Origin of the sequence: Ekhidna sp. (assembly GCF_965221965.1) — a bacterium.
GTDB lineage: Bacteria > Bacteroidota > Bacteroidia > Cytophagales > Cyclobacteriaceae > Ekhidna.
The window spans coordinates 3,008,291-3,034,100 of sequence record NZ_OZ244926.1 but is presented as its reverse complement, the minus strand read 5'-3'; the positions used below and the strand labels follow the sequence as shown (position 1 = coordinate 3,034,100).

Annotated in this window: 20 protein-coding genes and 1 pseudogene; 11 read left to right on the top strand and 10 right to left on the bottom strand. The window is 42.8% G+C overall.

The window, feature by feature from the left end:
• Positions 1 to 10: 10 nt before the first annotated feature.
• A pseudogene (locus ACOQON_RS14235) lies at positions 11 to 238 on the bottom strand (hypothetical protein); the annotation flags it as partial.
• A 193-nt stretch (positions 239 to 431) separates the two neighbouring features.
• Between ACOQON_RS14235 and ACOQON_RS14230 the strand changes: the two are divergent.
• Both ACOQON_RS14230 and ACOQON_RS14225 read left to right on the top strand, forming a co-directional pair.
• Positions 432 to 1,706: a hypothetical protein gene (locus ACOQON_RS14230; RefSeq protein WP_420576085.1), complete on the top strand. Its 1,275-nt coding sequence runs from the start codon at positions 432 to 434 to the stop codon at positions 1,704 to 1,706.
• A 7-nt stretch (positions 1,707 to 1,713) separates the two neighbouring features.
• Complete coding sequence (locus ACOQON_RS14225) at positions 1,714 to 2,838, top strand: pyridoxal phosphate-dependent aminotransferase (protein ID WP_420576084.1); 1,125 nt, start codon at positions 1,714 to 1,716, stop codon at positions 2,836 to 2,838.
• A 288-nt stretch (positions 2,839 to 3,126) separates the two neighbouring features.
• Here ACOQON_RS14225 and ACOQON_RS14220 read toward each other — a convergent pair whose 3' ends face one another.
• Both ACOQON_RS14220 and ACOQON_RS14215 read right to left on the bottom strand, forming a co-directional pair.
• On the bottom strand, positions 3,127 to 3,507 hold the full coding sequence (locus ACOQON_RS14220; protein WP_420576083.1) for a hypothetical protein: 381 nt from the start codon (positions 3,505 to 3,507) through the stop codon (positions 3,127 to 3,129).
• Between the two features lie 2 nt (positions 3,508 to 3,509).
• Positions 3,510 to 5,579 carry an alpha-ketoacid dehydrogenase subunit alpha/beta gene (locus ACOQON_RS14215; protein WP_420576082.1) on the bottom strand — a complete coding sequence of 690 codons (2,070 nt, stop codon included), beginning with the start codon at positions 5,577 to 5,579 and terminating at the stop codon, positions 3,510 to 3,512.
• Positions 5,580 to 5,961: 382 nt separating this feature from the next.
• On the opposite strand from ACOQON_RS14215, the gene ACOQON_RS14210 reads away from it, so the two are divergent.
• Positions 5,962 to 7,095, top strand: a complete 1,134-nt coding sequence (locus tag ACOQON_RS14210) for a Fic family protein (protein ID WP_420576081.1) — start codon at positions 5,962 to 5,964, stop codon at positions 7,093 to 7,095.
• 54 nt (positions 7,096 to 7,149) lie between these two features.
• Here the strand turns inward: ACOQON_RS14210 and ACOQON_RS14205 are convergent, their stop codons facing one another.
• Together ACOQON_RS14205 and ACOQON_RS14200 are read right to left on the bottom strand one after the other, a co-directional pair.
• The gene (locus ACOQON_RS14205) at positions 7,150 to 9,309 is read right to left on the bottom strand and encodes a S9 family peptidase (protein ID WP_420576080.1); all 2,160 of its coding nucleotides are present in this window, start codon (positions 9,307 to 9,309) and stop codon (positions 7,150 to 7,152) included.
• Positions 9,310 to 9,331: 22 nt separating this feature from the next.
• The gene (locus tag ACOQON_RS14200; RefSeq protein WP_420576079.1) at positions 9,332 to 10,135 is read right to left on the bottom strand and encodes a hypothetical protein; all 804 of its coding nucleotides are present in this window, start codon (positions 10,133 to 10,135) and stop codon (positions 9,332 to 9,334) included.
• Positions 10,136 to 10,170: 35 nt separating this feature from the next.
• Here ACOQON_RS14200 and ACOQON_RS14195 point away from each other — a divergent pair, with 35 nt between their 5' ends.
• Positions 10,171 to 10,860, top strand: a complete 690-nt coding sequence (locus ACOQON_RS14195; RefSeq protein WP_420576078.1) for an alpha/beta fold hydrolase — start codon at positions 10,171 to 10,173, stop codon at positions 10,858 to 10,860.
• 4 nt (positions 10,861 to 10,864) lie between these two features.
• On the opposite strand, the gene ACOQON_RS14190 is transcribed toward ACOQON_RS14195, so the two are convergent.
• Entirely contained in the window at positions 10,865 to 11,620 is a 756-nt protein-coding gene (locus ACOQON_RS14190; RefSeq protein ID WP_420576077.1) for an enoyl-CoA hydratase/isomerase family protein, read from the bottom strand.
• A 168-nt stretch (positions 11,621 to 11,788) separates the two neighbouring features.
• On the opposite strand from ACOQON_RS14190, the gene ACOQON_RS14185 reads away from it, so the two are divergent.
• From ACOQON_RS14185 to ACOQON_RS14165, 5 genes are all read left to right on the top strand, one after another.
• Positions 11,789 to 12,925, top strand: coding sequence for a hypothetical protein (locus tag ACOQON_RS14185; RefSeq protein ID WP_420576076.1), 1,137 nt, complete (start codon positions 11,789 to 11,791; stop codon positions 12,923 to 12,925).
• A 63-nt stretch (positions 12,926 to 12,988) separates the two neighbouring features.
• Positions 12,989 to 14,158 (top strand): histidine kinase, encoded by a 1,170-nt coding sequence (locus tag ACOQON_RS14180; protein ID WP_420576075.1) that lies wholly within the window; start codon positions 12,989 to 12,991, stop codon positions 14,156 to 14,158.
• A gap of 53 nt (positions 14,159 to 14,211) precedes the next feature.
• Complete coding sequence (locus ACOQON_RS14175; protein ID WP_420576074.1) at positions 14,212 to 16,107, top strand: tetratricopeptide repeat-containing sensor histidine kinase; 1,896 nt, start codon at positions 14,212 to 14,214, stop codon at positions 16,105 to 16,107.
• Between the two features lie 2 nt (positions 16,108 to 16,109).
• Complete coding sequence (locus ACOQON_RS14170; protein ID WP_420576073.1) at positions 16,110 to 16,853, top strand: LytR/AlgR family response regulator transcription factor; 744 nt, start codon at positions 16,110 to 16,112, stop codon at positions 16,851 to 16,853.
• Between the two features lie 44 nt (positions 16,854 to 16,897).
• Positions 16,898 to 17,602 (top strand): ZIP family metal transporter, encoded by a 705-nt coding sequence (locus ACOQON_RS14165; protein ID WP_420576072.1) that lies wholly within the window; start codon positions 16,898 to 16,900, stop codon positions 17,600 to 17,602.
• Here the strand turns inward: ACOQON_RS14165 and paaZ are convergent.
• The 3 genes from paaZ to ACOQON_RS14150 are packed head-to-tail and all read right to left on the bottom strand — an operon-like array spanning position 17,599 to position 20,951.
• Positions 17,599 to 19,656 carry a phenylacetic acid degradation bifunctional protein PaaZ gene (gene paaZ / locus ACOQON_RS14160; RefSeq protein WP_420576071.1) on the bottom strand — a complete coding sequence of 686 codons (2,058 nt, stop codon included), beginning with the start codon at positions 19,654 to 19,656 and terminating at the stop codon, positions 17,599 to 17,601. The two genes, ACOQON_RS14165 and paaZ, sit on opposite strands and share 4 nt — an antisense overlap.
• A 54-nt stretch (positions 19,657 to 19,710) precedes the next feature.
• Entirely contained in the window at positions 19,711 to 20,328 is a 618-nt protein-coding gene (locus tag ACOQON_RS14155) for a deoxynucleoside kinase (protein WP_420578694.1), read from the bottom strand.
• Positions 20,329 to 20,357: 29 nt separating this feature from the next.
• Positions 20,358 to 20,951 (bottom strand): transferase hexapeptide repeat family protein, encoded by a 594-nt coding sequence (locus ACOQON_RS14150; protein ID WP_420576070.1) that lies wholly within the window; start codon positions 20,949 to 20,951, stop codon positions 20,358 to 20,360.
• 98 nt (positions 20,952 to 21,049) lie between these two features.
• Here ACOQON_RS14150 and ACOQON_RS14145 point away from each other — a divergent pair, with 98 nt between their 5' ends.
• Positions 21,050 to 21,583: a hypothetical protein gene (locus ACOQON_RS14145; protein ID WP_420576069.1), complete on the top strand. Its 534-nt coding sequence runs from the start codon at positions 21,050 to 21,052 to the stop codon at positions 21,581 to 21,583.
• A gap of 42 nt (positions 21,584 to 21,625) precedes the next feature.
• Here ACOQON_RS14145 and pcaF read toward each other — a convergent pair whose 3' ends face one another.
• Positions 21,626 to 22,831: a 3-oxoadipyl-CoA thiolase gene (gene pcaF / locus ACOQON_RS14140; protein WP_420576068.1), complete on the bottom strand. Its 1,206-nt coding sequence runs from the start codon at positions 22,829 to 22,831 to the stop codon at positions 21,626 to 21,628.
• A gap of 161 nt (positions 22,832 to 22,992) precedes the next feature.
• Here pcaF and carB point away from each other — a divergent pair, with 161 nt between their 5' ends.
• Positions 22,993 to 25,809 carry a carbamoyl-phosphate synthase large subunit gene (gene carB / locus ACOQON_RS14135; protein ID WP_420576067.1) on the top strand — a complete coding sequence of 939 codons (2,817 nt, stop codon included), beginning with the start codon at positions 22,993 to 22,995 and terminating at the stop codon, positions 25,807 to 25,809.
• Position 25,810: the final 1 nt, after the last annotated feature.

Sequence of the window (25,810 nt, the reverse complement as noted above, 5' to 3'; positions counted from 1 at the left end):
CTTTCCGTTTCCCATCAACAAAGTCTCTAGAGAATTTTCCTGGACGTATCAGAATGAACTTTAGGGACCGCCATAATTTGCTGTCAGCAAAGGTTAATGCATTAATGAAATCAGCAAGAAAATATTTGAGCTTACGATCCTCTCTGCGAATCACCTTCTCCCCGCAATTATTGCAATAGTTGCCAGAGAATTTATTTCCGCAAGATTTACAGGTTAGTATCGATCCATCTGAGGACATAAAGTAAATATCTCTCCCTCCGGTCGAGATGACAAGGGGGGAGCCGTTTTTTAATGTCATTTTGAACTTGCCTGCCGGCAAAGGCAGGCCTAGTGAGAAATCTTTAGCAATACTATTGGCATAGATTGATCTGATTCGATCTACTTAATCTTCCAATTCAGTAAATTACAAGACAACCTAATTTGAATCAACTATGAAAAAAGCTAGTATTTGGATGCTTTCTTTAGCTGTATGTATCGCGTGCACGCAACCCGAAGAGCCACCAACGATGGATAACATAGCTGAGCAGTACGTAAAACTTATGCTGGAAATTGGTCAGTATAATGCTGACTTTGTGGATGCATACTACGGGCCTGAGGAATGGCGACCAGATTCCAAAGCAGACTCGCTACCAGCCGATGATTTCATCAGCAGAGCTAATAACCTGATCAGTCAAATTCAGTCTGTAGAGGGCGATAAGGATCGAAAGTTCATGCTGGTGAAGCAATTGATAGCTGCGCGCACCAAAGTTGAAATGATGAACGGGAAAGTCTACTCGTTCGATGAAGAATCGAAGCTTTTGTATGATGCTGAACCACCGTCGTTTCCTGAATCGTACTTTGATAGTTTGCTTGTGGACTTGGAAAAGGTGCTTCCGGGAGAAGGAAAGCTAGCCGATCGATACAATGAATTTGTTAACCAATTCATCATTCCCAAAGACAGGCTTGACACGGTCTTTCAGACAGCCATTGCCGAAGCAAGAAAACGAACCATGTCAAGGTATGACTTGCCTGAAAACGAAAACTTTCTATTGGAATACGTGACCGATAAAAGCTGGTCCGGCTACAATTACTATCAAGGCAATAGTCAGAGCCTGATTCAGATAAATACCGATCTTCCTATCAAAATAAGTAGAGCCATTGACCTGGCTTGTCATGAAGGATATCCCGGTCACCACGTATTCAATGCACTTTTGGAGCAAAACCTGGTAAATGGTAAGGGATGGAAAGAATATTCGGTGTATCCGCTTTTCTCTCCTCAGTCACTGATTGCAGAAGGGAGCGCCAACTATGGGATTGATGTCGCCTTTCCGGGAGAAGAACGGGTGAATTACGAAAAGGAGGTTTTGTTTCCGCTAGCCGGACTGGATGCTTCACTGGCTGATACCTATTATGAGGTTCAGGGACTTATTGGAAAGCTAAGCTACGCTGGAAATGAAGCAGCCAGAAAATACCTGAACGATGAGATTAGCAGGGAAGAAGCTGCAGATTGGTTGGTGAAATATCAGCTGAATGAGTCGGAAAGAACACTTCAGCGCACACGCTTTTTTGATCAGTATCGAAGCTATGTAATCAACTATAACCTGGGCAAAGACCTGGTGGCTAATTACGTGGAATCACAAGGAGGTACCGCAGATAACCCTGAAAAACGTTGGGAGGTTTTCAAGGAGTTGTTGAGTAATCCAAATACAGCCAGTACCATTAAATAATTTCATTATGAGCATTTCACGCAGAGACTGGATCAGGCAGAGTTTATTGGCTTCAGCCACCATGCTGGTGGCTGGACCTCACGTAGCACAGGGTTGCGCCAGCGAGCGGCCGAAAAATTTTACGGGAAAAGATGATTTCATTCTACTGAACTGGAATGAGAATCCGTATGGTCCATCGGATGTGGCGATACAGGCTGTTAGTGATGCCATGAAATATGCCAACCGATATCCGGACGAGAAACTGAATGAGTTGAAAGAAAAGCTGGCCAAAAAGCATGGATTAAAGCCCGTTAACTACTTATTGACTGCCGGTTCCACTGAAGTGCTGAGCTTGCTAGGTCAGCACGTTGGATTGCAAAAAGGCGAGATACTTACTCCATTTCCGACCTTTCCAACAGCGCTCCGTTTTGGTGAGCGAGCCGGCGCTACTATTAAAAAAGTGGACCTGGATGCCGATGATCGCATTGATTTGGATCAGACACTTGATGCTATTACGGACAAAACCACAATGGTTTTCATTTGCAATCCCAATAATCCAACGGGTACAGAACTGGAAACAGAGGACCTCAAGGCTTTCTGTAGAAAGGTACCTGAAAATGTGCTGATCTGTGTAGATGAGGCCTATGTTGAATATTCTAATGCAGGATTGAAAGGCAGCATGATTTCATTAGTTAATGAGCTGCCCAACCTGGTGATCTGCCGTACTTTTTCCAAGGCTTATGGACTGGCAGGGTTACGAATGGGATATGCAGTTTCCAATTTGCGCAACATTCAGGCTCTGAGGGATCGTCACCTGGGTGCTGAGATATCGGCAGGATGGCCTCCATTGGTTGCGGCGAGTGCATCCCTGGACGACCCGGAGTTCATCAACAAATGTGTGGCGAAGAATGCTGAAGGAAAGCAAATCGTATATGATGCTTATGATAAATGGGGTGTGAAATACAACCCATCCTCAACCAATTTCATTTATGCTCGGGATGATCGATTCGAAGGGGATCTGGTAGCCAAGATGCGAGCCAAGGGTATACTGATTACCAAATGGCCAACGATGACCAATCACATACGGGTAAGCATCGGCAAGCCTGAGCACATGCGGTTGTTTGTGAAGACGGTGCAGGAGTTTTTGGTATAGTGGAACATAACTATAATGTTATTCTGAGCGAATGTGAAGAATCTACTTATGGTAGAGATCCTTCACTGCGTTCAGGATGACAGCTCCGATCTAAATTTAGCACTATAATCCCCCTTTGAAGGCACTCAGACGTTTCTGGGGTGTGGTTGCCCATGCGATGGCAGGGGGATGTTTTTGCACTTTTATTTCCGTGCTGTCATGCTGACGTGAGGAAGCATCTAAAGAGATTCATGATCTCCGCTACGCTTCGTCAGGATTGAAGTTCTTATTTCTGTGCATCAAAGTACTTTAGTCGTCTAAATAGATATCTGTCGATCCGGACAAATCCCATTTGTCTTGGTCTAAATTTAAATTTGACATTAAGTTTTGAGCCCACTTTCTGGCCAAATCCCAATCTGAACTTTCATCAAAGTCAACTGGATTCCATAGGCTCGGATCAATTGAGTTTACAAACTCGCCGAATTTGACTAATTGGTTGCTTAGATCAGCATTAATGATTTTCTGATTAGCCAACCTATTAATTGAATCTTTCGAGAATGCAACTGTTATGCAGGTATCAATCTCATCTAAAACTTCAAATGTTGATGATTCTAGATGACTTAATTCATCATAATTTCTTGAAATTCCAAAGAGGCCATTTCTAAGAAATAAAGTCCCCTTATTCTCCATATCTAAAACGCCAAAATCTCCTTCATCTTCTCCCCAATTCGCTCTGCATTCGGCACTACCGATTCCATCAATGGCACATTGTGCGGCAGTGGAATATCCGGCATGGCAATTCGCTCAACCGGGGCATCCAGATAGCTGAATCCTTCTGAAGCTAACACCGCTGCTATCTCAGCACCAAACCCTGCGGTCAGTGCATCTTCATGAACAATTAGGCACTTGTTGGTTTTCCTGATGGAGTTGAGTACAGCTTCTTTGTCCCACGGCATGATGGTGCGCAAATCGAGTACATCCGCTGAGATGCCTGTTTCTTCTACAGCAGATTCACAGGCCTCACACATGGCTCCCCAGGTTACGAGAGTGATGTCGTTCCCCTCTCGGAGGAGGTTCGCTTTGCCAAACGGAACCACAAACTCATCACCCGGATATGGTCGTCGAGCGTAGCGGTTGTCGTTCAGGTTTCGGTGCTCAAAGAACATGGTTGGGTTATCAGAGCGCATAGCCGAACGGATCAGCCCTACGGCATCCTGTGCATTGCTCGGGAAGGCCACCTGCCAGCCAATGGCATGGGCAAACATTACTTCGTTGGTCACCGAGTGCCAAGGGTCACCTACCTTGGCAAATCCTCCGGGCATCCGCACGACGATCGGTGCTGCAAACCGGTTGGCCGTTCGCCAGCGTGTGGTACCACAGTTGTTAAGTTGCTCCATCGCCGGGTCGGCATATTTTCTAAACTGGATTTCTGCCACCGGCATCAGTCCTGCATAGGCCATACCTACCGCACGACCAATGATTCCTTCTTCAGATAGCGAAGTGTCAAACACCCGATCTTTTCCGTATTTGGACTGCAAGCCCATGGTCACGGCATGAACGCCACCCTTCATTCCGACATCTTCACCAAATACCAGGACTTTTGGATTGGTTTTTAGCTCATAATTCAGTGCGAGGTTGATCGCCTCACCAATATTGATTCTGCGCTTGTCAGGCTTTGGCTCCTCGGAGGAGGCTGGGAATTCATGCCCCGATGGACGTAACCCACCGATTCCCTGAACTTCGTTGGTTTCTGAGAAAACGAATTTCTTGATTTTGGATGCATCAGGTAATGGGCGATCCAGTGCTGCTTTTGCTGATTCGTCTACAATCTTTTGTGCCTCTTTTTCCAGTGCTTTCCACTCTTTGTCGGAAAACATTTTTTTTACGCTCTTCAAGGGATCGTTGGCTTGTTCTTTCTTTACCAGCTTTTCATCCTTGTATGCCTGGTTGTCCTGGTAGGAGTGACCATTCAATCTAGGGACAGTCAGTCGTACAAGAGCTGGTCCTTTTCTAGATCGTACGTGATCCGTTCCTGCTTTCAGTAGTTTATAAGCTTCTTCCGGATCTGTTCCGCTCCCATCCCAGATGTCCAGGTTTTTGAATGAAGCTAAGTTCTCGGCAATGTTTTTTCCTGGAGTCTGATACTCGCTCGTTACTGAGATTCCATAGCCATTGTCCTCGATGTAGAAAAGGACGGGAAGTTTTTGTGTAGTGGCAATCGTCAAGGCTGACCAGAATCCATTGGTAGCAACCGATCCATCCCCACCCAGGATGGCAGAAATGGAATCCTTGTAGCTTTTGTCTTTTAATGTCTTTGCATAGTACTCAATGCTCTGTGCCCATCCAATTGCAGGTGTATACTGAGAACCCACATCACCAGCCATGGGCAAAACCACGCATCCTCTGTCTGATTTCGGCATGTTGCACACCACCCCGATATCACGTCCATCGCTGTAGCCTCCGGAGCGGGTGAGGGGAGCAGAAAGCGCATCTTCAACAGAAAGTCCCAGTCCAATCATCAGCGGACGCGAGCGATAATACGCACTTGCAGAATCTTTTGGTTTGTCCAGTAAATGTGCAAGGATCAGCTGCCCCAATTCATGACCCCTGGCGGAGAATTGATAAAGCACTTTTTTCTCCGGAACCAGCTTGTTTTCCTCCAGATCGTCCATGGCTCTGGAGATGAGCATTTTCAGGGCAATCTCTCTCCAGTTTATATCTATGTTCGTCTTCTTTTTCGGTGCAGTTGCTGTTTTCGCCATAATCTTTATTTGGGGGCGCTAAGTTACAAAGGCAAAGTTTTGTGGTGAAACCGTTTATCAGATCAAACCAATCATTTTAAGGTCTGCTTTAATAGTAAACATTAAAAATTATTTAATTTAATGTCTACTTATTTGTAGGCCTTAAAATAATGCCTTACTTTCGGGTAAACATTAAAAAATACAATAATTGATGTTTAGTGAAAGGTAAACCTTTAAACATTGCAATCGAAGAAGAAACGTTTAATACATCCCCCTAGCCCCCTTCAAAGGGGGAATATCACCTTGAGCCGTCCGCGGAAGCGGGGATTATAGGGGTGTTTAAAAATACTTGACACAAATGTCTAGTTGAGATATCAACTAGACTTTACGAAGAATATTTGTTATGAAACAACCCCTTTTCAACATAAACCCGGACCGAAACAAACCCTGGAATGACCTCCCGGACTTGCCTATCCATCCGGATTTATATCGCACGGTGGACATCATGGAGCAGCTGGCCAATGCTAAAGCAGCTCTGGGACGTTTGCATGGACGTTCGGTAGCTATTCCTAATCAGGGAGTCTTGATAAATACCATTTCCCTGCAGGAGGCCAAAGCATCCAGTGAGATTGAAAACATATTTACGACCGATGATGAGCTATATCAGGCGTATAGTGAGGAGGGGGAAGACATGCACATCAAAGGGGCACCTAAAGAAGTTTTACGATACCGGGAAGCTCTTTGGGCCGGGCATCAGCACCTGATGACCCATGGACAATTTGATATGGATTATTTTATCAACCTGTATCGTATCGTGAAGCAAACCAATGATGGATTAAGACCTCCAAGTGCTCGCATTTACATCAAACAGGGAGGAACCGGACCAAATGCCGGAACGGCGATCTACACACCACCGCGAGGAACGGCGATTCTTGAGCAAAAACTTAAAAACCTTCTGGAATTTGTCAATGATGATGAAAAATATCCGGTTGATCCGCTGATCAAAATGGCGATCGCCCATTATCAATTTGAGGTGATTCACCCGTTTCGGGATGGAAATGGACGTGCCGGACGAATTTTCAATATCAACATTCTGACCCAAAAAGGTTTATTGGACTTACCGATCCTTTTCCTGAGCAAGTACATCATTGATCATAAGAATGACTACTACTCACACCTGGCCAGTGTAACCCAGCGTGCCATGTGGGAAAGATGGATTCTGTTTATGCTAAAGGCAGTAGAGTCTACGGCTAATCTCACCTTCGATAAGGTCAATGACATACTCGCTGCGAAGGAGGGAATAATGGAAACCATCGAACAGGAAACGAAGATCAGGAAGCCGGAGCTTTTGGTGCAGATGCTTTTTACCCAGCCATTGACTAAAGTGAGTCACCTGACAGATGCGAAAATCTATGCTGAGAATACAGCCAGAAACTATTTGAATGAATTGGTAGACTTAGGAATTTTAGAGAAGCGCACGATTTCCGGGCATCATTACTATTTGAATCTGGAGCTGTTTCGGATACTTTCGGAATAGACATAAAAAAAGGAGGCTAGGTGCCTCCTTTAGCAATTCTAATTGTAATTCTTACTACAGTTTTTCCATAATGAATCTGGTCATTTTCTGATAAAGATGTCCCCTACGATTACCAAGACTATGCGCCCGGTCAGGATAGTAGAATGAATCGAATTGCTTTCCGGCATTCAGTAGTTCATCCTGAAGAGCTACGGCATTTTGGAAATGCACATTGTCGTCACCTGTTCCATGGACGAGCAAGAAATTGCCTTTTAATTTTTCAGCATGGCTATTTGGACTGTTGTCATCATACCCACTAGGGTTGTCCTGTGGTCGTTGCAGGTATCGCTCTGTGTAGATGGTGTCATAGTACCTCCATGTAGTTACCGGAGCAACAGCAATGGCAGCTTTGAACACATCATTGCCTTTCAGGATAGCCAAAGAGGACATGTAACCTCCATAGCTCCAGCCCCAGATACCGATTCGATCCTGATCGATGAAATCATATGCACCCAATGTTTTTGCAGAGAAGATCAGATCTTCTGTTTCATATTTTCCAAGCTGCTTGTATGTAAGTTTTTTGTACGCTTCACCCCGGTAGCCAGTTCCCCTGGTATCGATCACTGCCACTATGTATCCCTCCTGAGCCAGATATTGATGCCAAATAAAGTGACTCCCTCCCCACCGATTAGATACATTTTGAGAACCCGGACCACTGTATTGATAGATGAGTAACGGATACTTCTTGTTTTCATCAAAGTCGGAAGGCTTCAAAAAGAAGCCACTCAAAGTGCTTCCGGTTTCGATGGTCAGCTGGAAGAATTCCTTTTCTGCAAACCCATATTCTTTCACTTTTTGAGCTAACTCCTGATTGTCTTCCATCACTTTAATGAGTTTGTTCCCGCTGGTTTGATACAAGGAAACAGTCATTGGAGTGTCTGCAGAAGAAAAATAATTCATATAAAAGCTACAGTCATCGCTCATATCAACGGTAGAAATACCGGCTTTATCAGTCAATTTCTTCTTTCCTTTTCCAGAAAGAGAAACCACATACAAATGACGCTCCAATGGGGAGTCTTCTGTGCTCATGTAGTAGAGCTTCTTTTTTTGTTGATCCAGACCCACTAAATCGCTGGCCTCAAAGCTGCCTTTGGTAATCTGGTTTTCCAAAGAGCCATCCATATTGTAGAGGTAGAAATGCTTGTATCCATCTTGCTCACTGCTGTAAAGAAACTGTGTTCCATTATCCAGATAAGTCAGGTCATCACAGAAAGTGAAGTCGATGTATGTTGTACTCTCATCAGTTAAAATGGTATTTGATTCACCGTTTTTTGCATTCACGTGAAGAATGTCAAGACGATTTTGCAGTCTATTTAATCGCTGAATCGCTAATAATTCCGGATTTTTTGTCCAGTAGATGCGTGGGATATAAATGTCTGTCTCCTCACCAATATCAGCTTTCACCTTTTTCTTAGATCCCAGTTCGTATAAATAGATTTCCACCACAGAATTACCCTCGCCCGCTTTTGGGTACTTATATCGATAATCCTCTGGGTAAAGCGCTCCTTCGTTCCATTTTTGCATGTTGTATTCTCTCACATCTGACTCATCAAAACGATAGTAAGCGATTCGTTTGCTATCAGGAGACCAGGAAAATGCTTGTGTGAGGTATAGTTCTTCTTCGTACACCCAGTCCGTGCTACCATTAATGATGTAGTTGAATTTACCATCCGTTGTTACTGCGGTTTCTTCATTGGATTCGATATCAACGTAAAAGAGATTATTGTCTCTGGTGAAAGCCACTTTTGAATTATCAGGTGAAATGGTCGCATAAGATTGGCGTCCGTCAGAGAGCTTCTGAACTGAATTAGTACTTCGATTATACAGGTAAAAAACGGCCGTATATGATCTGCGATAGATACTTTTCCGATCGGTCATCAACAGCACTAATGACTCATCATCGCTGAAGCTGTAAGAGTCAATCTCAAGATCAAGGGAGTTTCCATCAACGATGGTCTCTACTTCGTCACCCGTTCTCACACTGTATTTGATGACTTTGTTATCAGACATGGCGCTGTAGAACTGCCCATCGTTCATCCAGTTCAAACTCCTTACAGATTGCTGCCGAAAGGTGCCATCTGTGATGTTTTCAACTTCGATTTCCTTCTGCGTAAAACCACTCAGTGATAGTCCCGTAAGGAAAACAATTGCAAATGATTTAAGTATTCTCTTCATAATGTCTCAGGTTAATTCAAATTTATTGAGGTGAGTCTGCTTTGTTCTCTTTAACACCATGTACCTCATCATATATTTCTAAAATTTCTTCTTCACTCCAGTTAGGAAAATACTTTTTTCCAACTCCAACCGCTACTTCTTTAACAGGAAACTCAGGCATTTTCTGTTTCATCAGATTGCGTTCTATTTCTTTTCTTTTTGCTGGATCAATACGATCATTTAAAATGGCAAGCGCATTTTGAGATCTGACAATAATACGTTGCATGATGCTTCCCCGATCCTTGGTAAACATCACATATCGCCTGAAGTTATTGAAGTTCTCATAGCTCATCAGTTTTACCTCTTTACTATTGGAATCCAGTGTTGGAGGTATCAGACGGTATCTCAGGGCAATTTCAGTCAGCAATCTTTCTGTGTGTTCCGCTTTTTTTATTCCTACATGCAATTGTTGCAATACGTCATATAATTCAAAGTCAATGATGTCACTATCATTGGTATTGATGGCGTGTTCCACGATTTGGTAATCAAATTGTGGGGCTATAAACCTTCCCCCGGAAAAATCATGATATGTGTCGTTCGATATTTTATCTTCCCACTCCTTAACTGTTCCGCTGATACCTAACGCAATTTCTGAAGCAAGAAATCTAAAAGATTCAAGTTCGTATTTCAGTGCCGTATAAATCTTATCTTTTTCTTTATTGGTTTTATCCTGCTCAGCATAGCTCTGAATCAAAAAAGCACAATACACCCCAATAATTACAATCAATAAGTCGATAAGTACCCAGGTGAACTTATTATTCGAATTAAAAAGCTTGCGTAGAAACATCGGTTTGGTTTTAGGTAAAAATATAAATTTAATCCATGAAGCAATTGATTCTGATACATGGTGCGATTGGTGCAGCAGACCAGATGATCCCGTTGAGAGAGCTATTGAAGGATGAGTTTGAGGTTCATATTCTGGAACTTGAAGGACACGGAAGTGGGTCACATTTGTCGGATGCCTTTAGTACTTCAAAATTTATTTCGGAACTGACAGCATTGATCAGCCGGATTGGAGCACCTGTCCACATTTTTGGATACAGCATGGGTGGTTTTATTGCTTTGCTGTCCGCAGCTAATGGAAATAGTCAGATTAGATCCATTACCACCCTTGGGACCAAAATGAAATGGAGCCCTCAAATTGCTGAGCAAGAGGTCAGACATTTAAACCCTGAAAAGATCAGGGAAAAAGTGCCAGCGTTTGCCAGTGCCTTAGAGAAGCGACATGGGAGCTATTGGGAGGAGGTTTTACGACGCACAGTTGGCTATATGAAAATATTGGGTGAGGAGGCACCAATTACCAAAGAACGCATGAGTCAAATTAACATTCCAGTTCAGCTTTGTTTGGCAGATCAGGATCAAATGGTTTCAAATGAGGAAACGGAAGAGGTGCTTAACTGGCTTCCTGATAGCAGAATCCAATCAATAGCGGAAAGCAAGCATCCTATTGAACAAACAGACCTGATCGCTCTGGCTGAGACAATCAGGTCTTTTATAAATGCTGTTGATTAACTGATTATTTGTCTTTAAACTTTTGAATGAAGTTTCGGGTAAAGTCAGACAGTACCAGTTTTCCACTGGTCTTTGCTCTTTCTGAAAGCAGTTCGCCCCAGTGCTCTGTTCCTTTCCAGAATACTTTTTTCAATTCAGCCATGGCCTCCGGATTGTAGCCGGCCAGCTTTTCTGCTAATTGATTCACTGCTTTATCCAGGGATTCTACATCATCATAAAGTTTTCCGAAAAGGCCTTTTTGGTGTGCCCATTTTGGATCAAAGAACTCGTCCGGATTTAATGCCATTTGTGACATAGCGGAAAGCCCTACTTTACGCTCGATAGCCGGGCCTACTACGAACGGACCTATGCCCAGAGCCAACTCGCTCAATTTAATTGCTGAGTGCTTGGTGGCAAAACAATAATCAACGGATGCGGCCAATCCTATTCCGCCACCCACAGCTTTTCCCTGGAGTCTACCGATGATAAACTTTGGACATTCCCGCATTGCATTGATCACATTTGCAAAGCCCATGAAAAACTCATGCCCTCTTTCAGCACTATCTACCGCAATCAACTCATCAAAGCTGGCTCCTGCACAGAACGTGCGATTACCACCACTTTTGAGGATGATTACTTTGATATCCGGATTTTTTCCTGCTTCTGTGATTGTCTCAGCTAGCTTTTTCAGAATATCTCCGGGTAGGGAGTTGCTCTGCTCGGTAAAGAATTCAACGGTACCGATCCCGTTTGTTATCTTAAGGTTCACGTAATTGCTCATGGCGCAAAAATAGAAGTATCAGTCAATAACCGCTTTTGTATTTCATCAATTTTGGAGAATTGATTCACAATTAATATCCATCAACTCAAAAGCACCATCCATCAATTGACTGGCCTTGGAGTGTCCTGCTTCAGGCAGTATTGCATCAAAACAATTTTTATTTCGACCATGAAAAAGACAATTTTAAAACTTACTACGCTTGCCCTTCTATTTGGAATGATTGGATGTAGCGATGATGATTCGACCACTATGGTTGAAGGAGATGCTAATATTAGCGTTTACAAAGGAACTCAAAGTCCCGGTGATGTGTGGGACTGGACACTTAATCACGACGAAAACACCTTCACTACAGTTTGGGATTATGGCACATTTGATGATGTGACTGATGACATAACTATTGAAGGCACCTATGAAACACTAGCAAGTGGATATCTGAAGTGTACGATTAATAGCGTAAATCCGTCACATGAGGAAATTCCTGCTGATGGATCTGCTTATTTCTATGCAATGCAATTGCCGGATGTTGCGATGATGGTAAAGCCAGAAGGAAGCATTAAGGGCGACTTAATCGCAACTGTTGCTGCCGGTGACTGTGGAGATGTTGTAGGAGAATACAATTATATCTTGACTGCACCGGGTAACGGTGAGCTATATGATCCTGCAACTGAAGAGGCTTATGGAGAAGTAACCATTGTTGATAATGGTGGAGGAAACTTCGGAATATCGGGAAACAAATACTCCCTGGATTGTGCTAATGAAGGTGCCTGCACGATCAACTCAGCAATCACCGGGCTCCCTACTGCTGTTTGTAGTGAAAGTGGCACGGTAGTGATTTCAAGTAATGATAATGAAACTGAGGTGGTAGGTCAGTTTACTTCTGCAGGTGTAATGATGCTCGACAGAGGCCAAGGCAATGGTGGTGTTTTAGCTTTCCAAAAGTCTGCATCATATGACTTCAATGACCTGGTAGGAGCTGAGATGATCGGGCTGGCCTATCTGCCTCACAATAATGATGAAAAGACCGTGCCGATAAAATTCACTTTTGAGGATACCGGGGATGCTATCCTGGGTGATGGACATATGATCACAGATATCTATACCGGATCCTTGGATCCTGAAGGTGTGACGATGAGAGTAGATGGCATAACTGAAGGATTATTAGATGGGGATTTAACATTCGATTCGAATGGGTTAGGAACCAACTTCGTTGCAGCAATGCTTGAGAGCAACGGCAGTAAAATGCTGATTGTAAGTTCACATGACCCTGAAGGTTCTCCTTTCATACTAGTGTTGGTAGAAAAATAAGCCAGCTATGTACCGGAGTGGGTGAGTGATCATCCACTCCTTTCTATTTAAATTAACCATGCAATGAGCTCCTCTGAAGTAAAAAATAAACTGGTATCAATAGAAGATATCCTCACTTCTTTCTCCCTATCCATTCTGGGAAAGAAAACAGAAGAGGAAGTGATTTGGAGCTTAGTAAAAGACTGCATTTCAGCATTAGACTTTGAGGATTGTGTGATCTACTTTGTAGATGAGAAACGAAAAAATTTAAAGCAGAGAGCAGCTCACGGACCAAAGAACCCGGATGGAGAGAGAATTCTATCGCCGATTACCATCCCTCTGGGTGAGGGTATTACAGGCAGTGTTGCAAAAACCGGAGAGGCGATGATTATACACGATACTTCCAAAGATTCAAGGTATATCGTGGATGATGCCCAGCGATTGTCAGAAATATGTGTTCCTATTATGATTGATAATCAAGTGATCGGAGTGATTGATTGTGAACACTCTGAGCGTTATTTTTTTACCGAAGATCATCTGCACTTTCTCACGGTCATTTCAAAAATATGTGCAATCAAATTAGCTCAGCTGGATGCCGAAAGATCCAGAAAAGCACAACTGGAGGAGACACACAGGGTGAAACTGCAGTTGGCACAGCTTCAAACGAAGGTGTTGAAATCACACCTGAATCCTCATTTTGTTTTTAATACACTGAATTCCATTCAGTACTTTCTCACAGAGGATAACAGGAAATTGGCACTTGATTATCTCACGCTATTCAGCAAAATCATACGATATTATTTGGGGAATTTTGAAAATGATCTGATAAATGTCAGTCAGGAATTGGATGCTGTGAGTAATTATCTGATGCTCCAAAAGCTCAGATATGACAAGGGGTTCTCTTATCATGTTTCAAAAACAAATCTCAATTCTTCGAAAGAAGACAGCATTCCTCCGCTTTTATTGATTGCTGCCACGGATGAAATAATTGAACATCATTTATCTGAGAACGGTCAACTGAAGGTGGAGGTGAAGGCAGAATCCAAAGATGACGCGCTACTACTGAGCTTTGAATATGAATATAAAGATGAACAAAGATCGTCTACAGGATTTAGAAAGAATATGGTATCGTGGAAAGATCAGGTTGATTATTTCAATGAGCTGAAAGGTCAATCAATTAAATACTCGGTTTCCTCGGTGGAGATAACCGAACAGAAAAAGCGGAGTAAATTAACTATCACAATTCCCCAATGATGATTTTTAGGTACTGCAGTTTTTTACTGTTGCTGGTTTTTGTATTTACCTCAATGGGGCAAACACGGGAAATTGATAGTTTGCGGAAGGTTATTGACAATACACCTCCAGACTCCAATCAAGTCAATACATACCGTAGGTTGGGTATGGCATACAGAAGAGTCAACAAAGACACGTCACTTCTTTTTATCAATCAAAGTGTAGCTAAAGCAAAAGAAATTGAATTTGGGTTAGGTATTTCCAGAGGCCTTTATGCTCGAGCACTTACCTACGGGATGACGGGCGATTATGCTGAAGCACTTGCGGCTTTAAGTGAATGCGAAGAGTCAGCCACAAAGATTGGAGATTATGAAAATGTCGTTTTTTCCAACAATGCCCGTGGGATTATCTATAAGCGACTTGGAGATTATCCGGCAAGCAAGGCTTACTATATGAAGAATATTAAGTTGGCAGATTCATTGGACCTTACCGTGAATATGTCTTCGCTCTACAGCAACCTGGGGATTCTCTATGATTTAATGGATGAAAAGGAAAATGCACTTAAAGCTTATGAAAAAGCTATTGAGGTGCATACTGGTCCGGGATTGGATGATTTGAAAAGAAACATTGAAGCCAATATTGCTGTGATGGAATATTCCGATGGGAACTATGAATCTGCGTTGCTGCTTTTCAAAAACTCAATGGACTCTTCAGATCGGATTGGACTTACCACCTCGTATTCAAATATTGGATTATGCTATATGCAACTTAAAAACTGGGTAGAGGCTGAACGATATTTTGATCAGGCGCTGAGTACAGCCCGAGAATTAGAGCTGAAGAAAGAGGAAATGACAGTTCTGAGAAATAAGTCTGAATTGATGTTTAAGCAAGGGAAGTTGGTGGAGGCTGAGCGATTCTATCAACGTGCGTTAGGAAAACTAAAGGGATATGGACAGTATCAATGGAAAAAAGAGGTACATGAACTTGCATTTCAGATACATGAACAGAAAGGAGAATTTGAAAAGGCGATATCTCACTTACAAAAAGCGATTATCTATAGAGACAGCCTATTTAATGAATCTAAGATGCGGGAGATTAAAAACATGGAGCTTCAACATAACATTTTCACCAAGAATCAGGAAATCGCTAAGCAAGATCTGGAACTGGAGCTGCTCAATGAACGCATAGAACTGGAAAATCGACGCAAAATTCTTCTGGGAATAATTGCCTTGCTCTCAATTTTTTCTGTGGCATTGTTGGTCTATGGTTATCAGCGTAAGCAGCGCTCCAATAGTTTGCTGAAACAAAAAAATCAGTTAATCATTGACCAAAAAGCACAAATTCAGGAAATGAATGCAGAGCTGGAGAAAAAGATGCTGCGAGCTCAAATGAACCCACATTTCATTTTTAATTCACTTAATTCCATACAGCACTTCATCACCACCAATGATAAAACTGCAGCTCTTACTTATCTGACAAAATTTTCAAAGCTATTGCGTCAGGTATTAGAAAGTTCAATCGATCTCAATGTGATACTTGAGGATGAAATCAAGCTGTTGAAAATTTATGTGGAACTGGAAGCTCTTCGATTTGATGAGACTTTTACCTATGAATTTAAGGTTGATGAGTCATTAGATACCTATTCTCATGAAATACCAATTCTTCTGGTACAGCCATACATTGAAAATGCCATTATTCACGGATTGATTCCAAAGGGTGGTAAAAAGCACTTGCTTATCGCTTTTGAGGACTCCAAAGAGTATATTAAATGCGTTATTCAGGATAATGGAGTAGGAAGAAATGAATCAGGTTCAAATGAAGAACATATTTCCCGCGGAATGTCGGTCACTGAACAGCGCATTCAGGCTTTGGAAAAAACCAACTACCAGATGGTGATTATTGAGGACTTAAAAGATAATGGCCGGCCGGCCGGTACACGCGTCACTGTAGCCATACCAAAAAACGAATAACTATGTTACGAGCAGTAATTGTAGAAGATGAAAAACACAGTAGGGAAACCTTGAAGAATTTGCTAAGCGAATACTGTGAAGGAGTGACTGTGGAAGGCGAGGCAGATTCCGTTACAAAAGGAATTGAAGCGATAAAAAATGTGAAGCCTGATGTGGTCTTTTTGGATATTGAACTTCAGCCGGGAACCGGGTTTGAAGTACTTCAGGGGGTAGGTGATGTTGATTTTGAAACCATTTTTACCACCGCCTATGAGCAATATGCCATTCAGGCCATCAAACTCAGCAGTTTGGATTATTTGCTAAAGCCTATTTCAATTGATGACTTGCAGGAAGCCGTAAAAAAGTGTCATCACAAGAAGGGCGAAAACAATTACAAGCAGCAGATGGATGTGTTGTTGAGCCAACTTTCTCATAAGGATGGAGATAAAAACATTTGTCTTTCAACAGCTGATGGGATGGAATTTGTGAAGGAAAGTGATATCCTGTTTTGTAAGGCAAATGGCTCATACACAGACTTCAAATTTAAAGATGGAAGCTGCATTATGGTGAGCAAGCACCTGAAGGAATATGAAGACCTTTTACCCCCTGCTCATTTCATGCGTGTACACAATAGCTACCTAATCAATCTCCGGGAAGTGAAGAAATTTGTGAAGTCAGAAGGAGGCTACATTTTGATGAACGATGACTCCACAGTCAGCATCTCCCCTAAAAAGCGTGATGAGTTTATGGAGCGTATGATTGGGTGACTGAAGTGTTTTTATTCAAAGTGCACTCTAATTAAATTGGTTGAATGATCAATCTTCTCATTTTTTCAGGATTGGCTGGTGTAACGGTCATTGCAGGCGGAATTCTAGCAAATGTCTTCGATCATCATTTAGATGAAAGCCCGATCAAATATGAAATTAGTCATTCGCTTATGTCGTTTGGTGCGGGGGTTATGCTGTCTGCATTGGCCCTGGTACTGATTCCCACATCTATGGAAAGACTGGGCTTAGGTTCACTGATTTTTTATTTTCTACTGGGCGCAGTTTTGTTCTTTTATCTGGACAGATACCTTGGGAAAAGAGGAGGAAGCACAGCTACTTTACTCGCAATGATGATGGATTTTGTGCCCGAATCCATTGCGCTGGGTGCTGTATTTGCTTCAGAGACCAATGTGGCTTATTTGTTAGCCGTATTTATTGGATTGCAGAATTTGCCAGAAGCTTTTAATGCGTTCAGGGATTTAGTTCAAAGCGGCTTCTCAACTCGTCGCTCTTTGATTATTTTCTTTTTCTTAAGCTTCGCAGGAATAGTAGGTGCTCTAATCGGCTATTTGGTTTTGAGTGACTATCCTGAAACCACTGCCCGGCTGATGTGCTTTGCTAGTGGCGGCATCCTTTATTTGCTCATCCAGGATATTATCCCGGAGAGCAAACTAAAGACTTCATATGTCACTTCTCTTGGTGCTAGCGTTGGTTTTTTGATTGGAATGGTAGGAGAGAAGTTGATTTAGCTATCACCCTGATCCCGCTTTTTAATCATCGTTAAAATTGTAGCAATAGCTACTGTCTCCCCGGTTTCGTCATAGACGTCCACCAGGAATTTCACGATTCCTTTCGCGATATCATCTTTCTTTTCCTGATCTACCTTTTGTTTTACTGTGCACCGAACACCGATGGTCATACCCGGATATACTGGCTTGGTAAATCGACATTCCTCCAAACCGTAGTTAAGAAGAACCGGACCTTTCTTAGCCTGAACGAATAATCCTGCTGCTGCTGATAGAATGAAGTATCCATGGGCCACTCGTCCTTCAAAGGTTGTTCCTTCCAGGGAAGTCACATCGGTGTGAGCATAGAAGTGATCCCAGCTCACGTTGGCAAACGTGACAATGTCTCCTTCAGTGATCGTGCGCTTTGCCGTTATTACCGTATCACCTACCTCTAAATCTTCAAAGTGTTTAGAGAATGGATGTGTTTCAGTGTCTTTATATTCTCCACCATATTGGTACTGCTGAGTGATTTCTGTAAGCGTCGTTGGTGATCCTTGGATGGCGGTACGCTGCAGGTAGTGCAGTACACCTCTTTTTCCACCCATTTCTTCGCCACCTCCGGCACGTCCAGGTCCACCGTGAACGAGCATGGGTAGGGGTGATCCATGACCTGTGTTTTCTTTGGCACATTTTTCATTTAGTACCAAAATTCGTCCATGATGTGTCGCAGCTCCAACCACATATTCACGGGCAAGTTTATCATCTGCCGTGGTGATGGAAGAACAAAGTGATCCTTTACCTTTTTTGGAAATAGCGATGGCCTCATCCATGGTTTTATAAGGCAGGATGGTACTCACCGGACCAAATGCTTCAATGTTGTGTACTTCTTCGGTATTTAGTGGATTTTGATTAACGAAGAGCATCGGAGACATGAAGGCTCCTTTTTTCCAATCGGCACCCATTGCTTCACCGACATTATCTAATGAACCATACACTAGCTCTGAGGTTTTTGCTAATTCAGCGACACGCTTCGTTACTTCCTCAAGTTGCTCTCTGCCAGCCAGGGCACCCATTCGCACTCCTTCCACATCCGGATCGCCGATGGTTGTTTTTTCAAATGCTTTCCCCAGTGCAATCTGCACATCTTCCACCAGCTTTTCAGGTACAATGATTCTTCTTACCGCGGTACATTTCTGACCACATTTTACCGTTATCTCTTTTCGAACTTCTTTGATGAAAAGGTCAAACTCTGGTGTTCCGGGAACAGCATCTTCTCCAAGTACGGCACAGTTCAGTGAATCGGCTTCCAGGTTGAATGGAACGGAGTTTTCTACTATCTGTGGGAGCGTTTTTAGTTTTTTACCCGTTTCAAACGATCCGGTGAAAGTGACCACATCCTGCGAGTCTATATGATCCAGGATCCCATTCCCATAGCCGGCAACAAGTTGCAATACTCCTTCTGGTAGAATTTTAGAATCAATAATTTCTTTGACCATTGCTTCGGTGAGGTAGCAGGTTTGTTCTGCAGGCTTCACGATGCAGGGCATTCCGGCCAACCAGTTTACCGCGGCTTTTTCCAGCATCCCCCAGATCGGAAAGTTGAATGCGTTGATATGCACTGCAACACCATCTTTCGGCACCATAATATGATGACCTACGAAGGTTCCTTCCTTTGATAAGCCGATTGTTTCTCCATCTACATGGTAAGGGAGGTCAGGAAATTGCCTCCTTAAAGAAGCATTGGAAAACACATTGCCAATCCCACCTTCAATATCGATCCAGCTATCCACACGGGTTGCCCCGGTTGCTTTGCTGACCTCATAAAACTTCTCCTTTTTATCTAGCAAGTGGAAAGCAAGTGCCTTGAGCATTAGGCCCCTTTCCTGAAAGGTCATTTTACGCAGTGCCTGATTCCCAACATTTCTCGCATGATCGTATGCATCCTTAAAATCAATGCCTTCAATGGTATGGGCTGCTACCGGCTCCCCGGTGATGGCATGATGAAGCACCTCTCCATCTCCGCCTCCTTCAATCCATTTTCCTGCGATGTAGTGTTTTATCTTGGGTATTGACATATGTTGTTTCGTTCTAAGTTCAGATGTAAAGTTAAGCAGATATAAGAAGCAGACTTAACTAAAAAGCCCATGAAGTTCTGTGTCTATTTTGAATACGATATCCGAAAAGTCTTCTGTGTTTTTCACAAAATCAATTTCAGTGACATCAATGACTAATAACCTCCCCGCATTATAGTCTGCTATCCAATCTTCGTAGTGCTGATTTAACCCTTTCAGATAATCTATTCGAATGAGATTTTCATAATCCCGCCCTCGCGTTTCAATGTTTTTCACGAGTTTACTAATGTCTGACTTGAGGTAAATAAGTAAGTCGGGTGGTTTCACAAATTCTACCATTGAATCAAATAAAGCACGGTAGTTTCGGTAATCTCGCTCTTTGAAAAACCCCTGTTTGTAAAGACTTTCCGCAAAGATGTAGGCATCCTCATAAATAGTTCGGTCCTGAATAATTGTTTTGTCACTTGCTCTCAATTTGCTGAGCTGCTCAAATCGGCTGTTCAAAAAATAGACCTGTAAATGAAAAGACCATTTGTGCATATCGCTGTAAAAGTCCTGTAGGTAGGGGTTATCCTCTACAGACTCAAACTCTGCCTGCCAGCCGTAATGTTTTGCAAGCATCTCCGTAAGTGTCGTTTTTCCCGCGCCGATATTGCCGGATACTGCAATGTGCATGTTCTGATCTGCCATGTGGTTGAAATGATCTATTTCTTTGTTTCGTTCCAGGTTTTATATGCCGCTGATGCAGTAGGACGGTTTGGCTCCACTTCTCTTAGAGGTTCGCATCCCTTTAGTGTCTCATAACATTCTTTAGGTAGTTGCTGGTAGAGTTTGGTTCCCTCTGTCTTCCAGGCGATCATGTCATCACTAACCTCTTTCATTTTCTTAGCAGGATTGCCAACGATCAAACTGCGTGGTTCAAATTTGGAGTCAGCTTTGATAAATGCCAGAGCTCCTACAATTGATTCATCACCAATTTCAGAGTTGTCCATGATGACTGCATTCATACCGACCAGCACGTTTTTGCCGATGTTAGCCCCATGAACAATGGCCCCATGTCCGATATGTGCACTTTCTTTTAAGGTGATAGTAATCCCCGGAAACATATGAATGGTACAGTTTTCCTGCACATTGCAACCGTCTTCAATGATGATCCTGCCCCAATCACCACGGATGGCGGCTCCCGGGCCAACATATACGTCTTTGCCGATAATAACATCTCCCGTAACCGCAGCTAGTGGGTGGATAAATGCAGTGGGATGAATGACCGGTTTAAGGTTATTAAACTCGTAAATCATTGATAATTAATTATTTATGAAAATACCATGTTTATGGTATTTACTTTCTTTTAGTATATCTATACCTTACAATACAAAAATCACTAACTAATACTATTATGAAAAAGTTAATCTTAAGTATTTGCGCGATTGCCCTGTTTGCTTACACGGCAAATGCACAGTTTCACATTGAATTAGGGCCAAGTTTTAATTTACCGCAGGGGGATTTTGCCGACTCTTATGATTTAGGGGCTGGGGTTTATTTAGAGCCACGATATGCCATGACGGAGAATATTGATCTTGGATTGCATATTGGATTCGGTGCATTTGCCGGAGGGGATTTAGCTGGAGGTGGCGGTGATGTTTCTGCAGCCGGAATCACACCGGTTTTGGCAACTGGACATTACAGATTTTCTTCTAATAATGTTACTCCTTATGCTGGTTTAGGATTGGGAATGTACTTTGTTAAGTCGGGAGATGTTTCTGTCGCAGGGGGTGGAACAGTAGAGGGAACAAGTGATTCAGAGTTTGGCTTTGCACCGAGAGCAGGGGTTTTCATTGGAAGAATGAATTTGGGTGTAGCCTATAATATTGCCGGAGATTTAAACTATCTACAGTTTATGCTGGGCGTTCGAATTCTAAGCAGAGACTAACCATTGTGCATGTAAAAAACAAAAGGGGCGAAAGCCCCTTTTTTATGCCCTCTCCAAAATCACCGCATATCCCTGACCCACACCAATGCACATGGTGCAGAGTGCGTATTTCTTTCCGGATTTTTGAAGCTGAAGTGCAGCCGAGTGTGTTATTCTAGCGCCTGTCATCCCCAGGGGGTGGCCAATCGCAATAGCACCTCCATTTGGATTGATTCGCTCATCATCATCAGCAAGACTTAAAGAACGAGTACATGCAAGTGATTGTGCAGCGAATGCCTCATTTAATTCGATGATGTCCATCTGATCCAGTGTAAGCCCGGCTTTTGCTAACGCTTTTTTTGATGCCTCAACCGGACCGATCCCCATGATTCGTGGTTCCACACCTACCACTGCTGAGGAAACAATTCTTGCCATTGGTTTGAGGTTATGATTCTTTATAGCATTCTCAGAAGCAACCAAAACAGCTGCCGCTCCATCATTTAATCCGGATGAATTACCGGCAGTGACAGATCCATCTTTTTTAAATGCAGCACGAAGCTTACCTAATATCTCCATGCTGGTTGTTGATTTCACAAATTCATCTTTATCAAAAATGATCGGATCTGCTTTTCTCTGAGGAATTTCTACTGCAACAATTTCTTCGCTTAGTCTTCCGTTTTTTTGTGCTTCCGTCGCTTTCATTTGAGAGCGGTAAGCAAAAGCATCCTGATCTTCTCTGCTGATTTTGTGAATTTCTACCAGGTTTTCTGCAGTTTGACCCATGCCGTCTGTTCCATAGAGCTCTTCCATTTTTGGATTGATGAATCTCCACCCGAAACTGGAATCATACATTTTAGCATCTGTTCCAAACGGCTTGGCAGACTTAGAGATCACCCATGGTCCACGGGTCATGTTTTCCACTCCACCCGAAATAAAAAGGTCCCCATCTCCTGTTTTGATTGCACGGTTTGCATGAACAATGGAAGACATTCCTGAAGCGCACAATCGATTTACCGTCTCTCCCGGAACGGAAAAAGGTAATCCAGCAAGTAGAAGAGCCATACGCGCAACATTTCGATTGTCTTCCCCTGCTTGATTAGCACAGCCCATGATCACTTCATCGATGGAAGCAGGATCAAGTTCGGAATTCCTATTCATCAATTCTTTAATCACCAGAGCCGCAAGGTCGTCTGTACGAACGGCTCCTAAAGTGCCTCCAAAGTTTCCAATGGGTGTTCTGATTCCGTCTATGATGTATGCTTCTTTCATTCTTATCGAGATTTCTTGTTTCGCAAAAAAACAGCCTTCTATCTTACCTACCAATTAACCGCATTACTAATTAAGAAATTCCTTTGCCGCCCATCGTTCATACCTTAATTTTGCCGGAATTTGTTTTAACCTGATTAACTCACAGGAAATACACTTATCTCATGCCTAAAAACCCAAAAATTAAATCAGTCTTAATTATCGGAAGCGGTCCCATCATCATTGGTCAGGCCTGCGAATTTGATTATTCAGGATCTCAAGCCTCCAAATCATTACGAGAGGAAGGAATTGAAGTAACACTGATCAATTCCAACCCTGCTACGATCATGACGGATCCGGTAACCGCGGACAACATTTATCTGAAGCCACTTACCAAGCAGTCGATACGCGAAATACTGGAAGAGCATCCGCAAATTGATGCGGTACTTCCTACCATGGGCGGTCAAACTGCTTTGAACCTTGCGATAGATTGTGACAAAGCTGGTATCTGGGAGAAGTATAATGTGGAGATGATAGGGGTGAATATTGAAGCCATAGAGACCACAGAAGATCGGGAGAAGTTCAGGCATAAAATGATTGAGCTTGGGATAGGCGTTTGTAAGGGAGAAACAGCCACATCGTTCCTAAAGGGAAAGGAGATTGCTCAGGAGATTGGTTTCCCGCTAGTTATTCGTCCTTCCTATACCCTTGGTGGATACGGAGGTGGATTTGTAAATACAGCAGATGAGTTTGATAATGCGTTGAACGCAGGGTTGCAAGCCTCACCTATTCATGAGGTGTTGGTAGAGCAGAGTATACTTGGCTGGAAAGAATATGAGGTTGAGCTTCTGAGAGATAATCTGGGTAACATCATTATTATCTGTTCGATCGAAAACTTCGATCCGATGGGAGTTCATACTGGTGACTCCATCACCGTAGCTCCCGCCATGACATTATCTGATACGGTTTATCAGAAGATGCGTGATATGGCCAAGCTGATGATGAATGGAATTGGTCACTTTGCCGGAGGGTGCAATGTGCAGTTCTCAGTAAATCCTGACACGGAAGACATTATTGGGATTGAAATTAATCCTCGTGTATCCCGTTCATCAGCACTTGCATCAAAAGCAACCGGATATCCGATTGCAAAAATTGCTGCCAAGCTGGCGATCGGTTACAACCTGGATGAGTTGAAAAACCAGATCACGAAAACGACTTCCGCTTTCTTCGAACCTGCAATTGACTACACGATAGTTAAGGTTCCGCGATGGAACTTTGATAAATTCAAAGGATCAGATAGAAAGTTAGGCCTTCAGATGAAGTCGGTAGGTGAGGCCATGGGAATTGGTCGAAATTTTCAGGAAGCGCTTCAGAAAGCATGCCAGTCACTGGAGATCAAAAGAAACGGACTAGGTGCAGACGGACGTGAATTGAAAGATCAGGAGGCTATACTCCACAGTTTGGAGCATCCTAGCTGGAACAGACTCTTCCATATATATGATGCTTTCAAACTAGGAATTCCTTTCAAAACCATTCATAAGCTGACTAAGATTGATCCATGGTTTCTGAACCAGATCGAAGAACTTATTACGCTGGAAAAGGAAATTGAAAAATACAAAGTTGAAGATATTCCTAAAAGCTTACTGATGGAGGCTAAGCAAAAGGGATATGCTGACCGGCAGATCGCCCACCTCATGGGCTGTTTGGAGAGTGAAGTTTATAAGAAACGAAATGATGAAGGAATTAAGCGTGTTTACAAACTCGTAGACACATGCGCTGCGGAATTTGAAGCACAAACGCCTTATTACTACTCCACATTCGAAGAGGAGAACGAATCGGTTGTTACTGATAAAAAGAAAATCATTGTTCTTGGTTCTGGGCCAAATCGGATCGGTCAGGGAATCGAATTTGATTACTCGTGTGTGCATGGAGTGCTTGCAGCCAAGGAATGTGGGTATGAAACCATCATGATCAACTGTAACCCGGAGACCGTTTCTACGGATTTCGATGTGGCGGATAAGCTTTACTTTGAGCCAGTCTTCTGGGAGCATATTTATGACATTATTCTACATGAGAAGCCAGAAGGAGTGATCGTGCAATTAGGAGGGCAGACAGCTCTGAAACTTGCGGAGAAGCTTGAACGATACGGAATCAAAATTCTGGGGACGAGTTTCAAAGCACTTGATTTGGCAGAAGCCAGGGGTCGTTTCTCCGACTTATTGAAGGAAAACAATATTCCTTACCCACTTTATGGAACCATCGAAAGTGCAGAGGAGGCGGTTGAGTTATCCAAAGAATTAGGATTTCCGCTACTTGTGCGACCTAGCTATGTGCTGGGTGGGCAAAGCATGAAAATCGTAATCAACGAGACCGAGTTGGAGCAGCATGTGGTGGATATTTTGAAGGATAAACCAGATGGTGAAATTCTGCTTGATCACTTCCTTGAAGGTGCGATAGAGGCTGAGGCCGATGCGATTTGTGATGGAGAGAATGTGTATATCATCGGTATAATGCAGCACATTGAACCAGCCGGTATTCATTCCGGTGATTCTTATGCTGTTCTTCCCCCTTATAATCTAGGCGACTTGGTGATGCGCCAGATTGAAGATTACACAAAGAAAATCGCCGTTGCACTTGAGACTGTGGGACTGATTAATATTCAATTCGCAGTTAAGGATGACAAGGTATACATCATAGAAGCAAATCCGAGAGCATCACGAACGGTACCTTTCATTTGTAAAGCATATCGTGAACCATATGTTAATTATGCTACTAAGGTTATGCTGGGTGAGAAAAAGCTATCTGATTTTGAGTTCAAGCCATACAAGAAGGGATATGCAATCAAAGAGCCGGTCTTCTCATTCCACAAGTTTCCAAATGTAAATAAGGAGTTGGGTCCCGAAATGAAATCGACTGGTGAGGCGATTTACTTCATCGATGATTTAATGGACGATTATTTCATGGAAATTTACGCTGAACGAAACTTGTATCTGAGTCGATAAG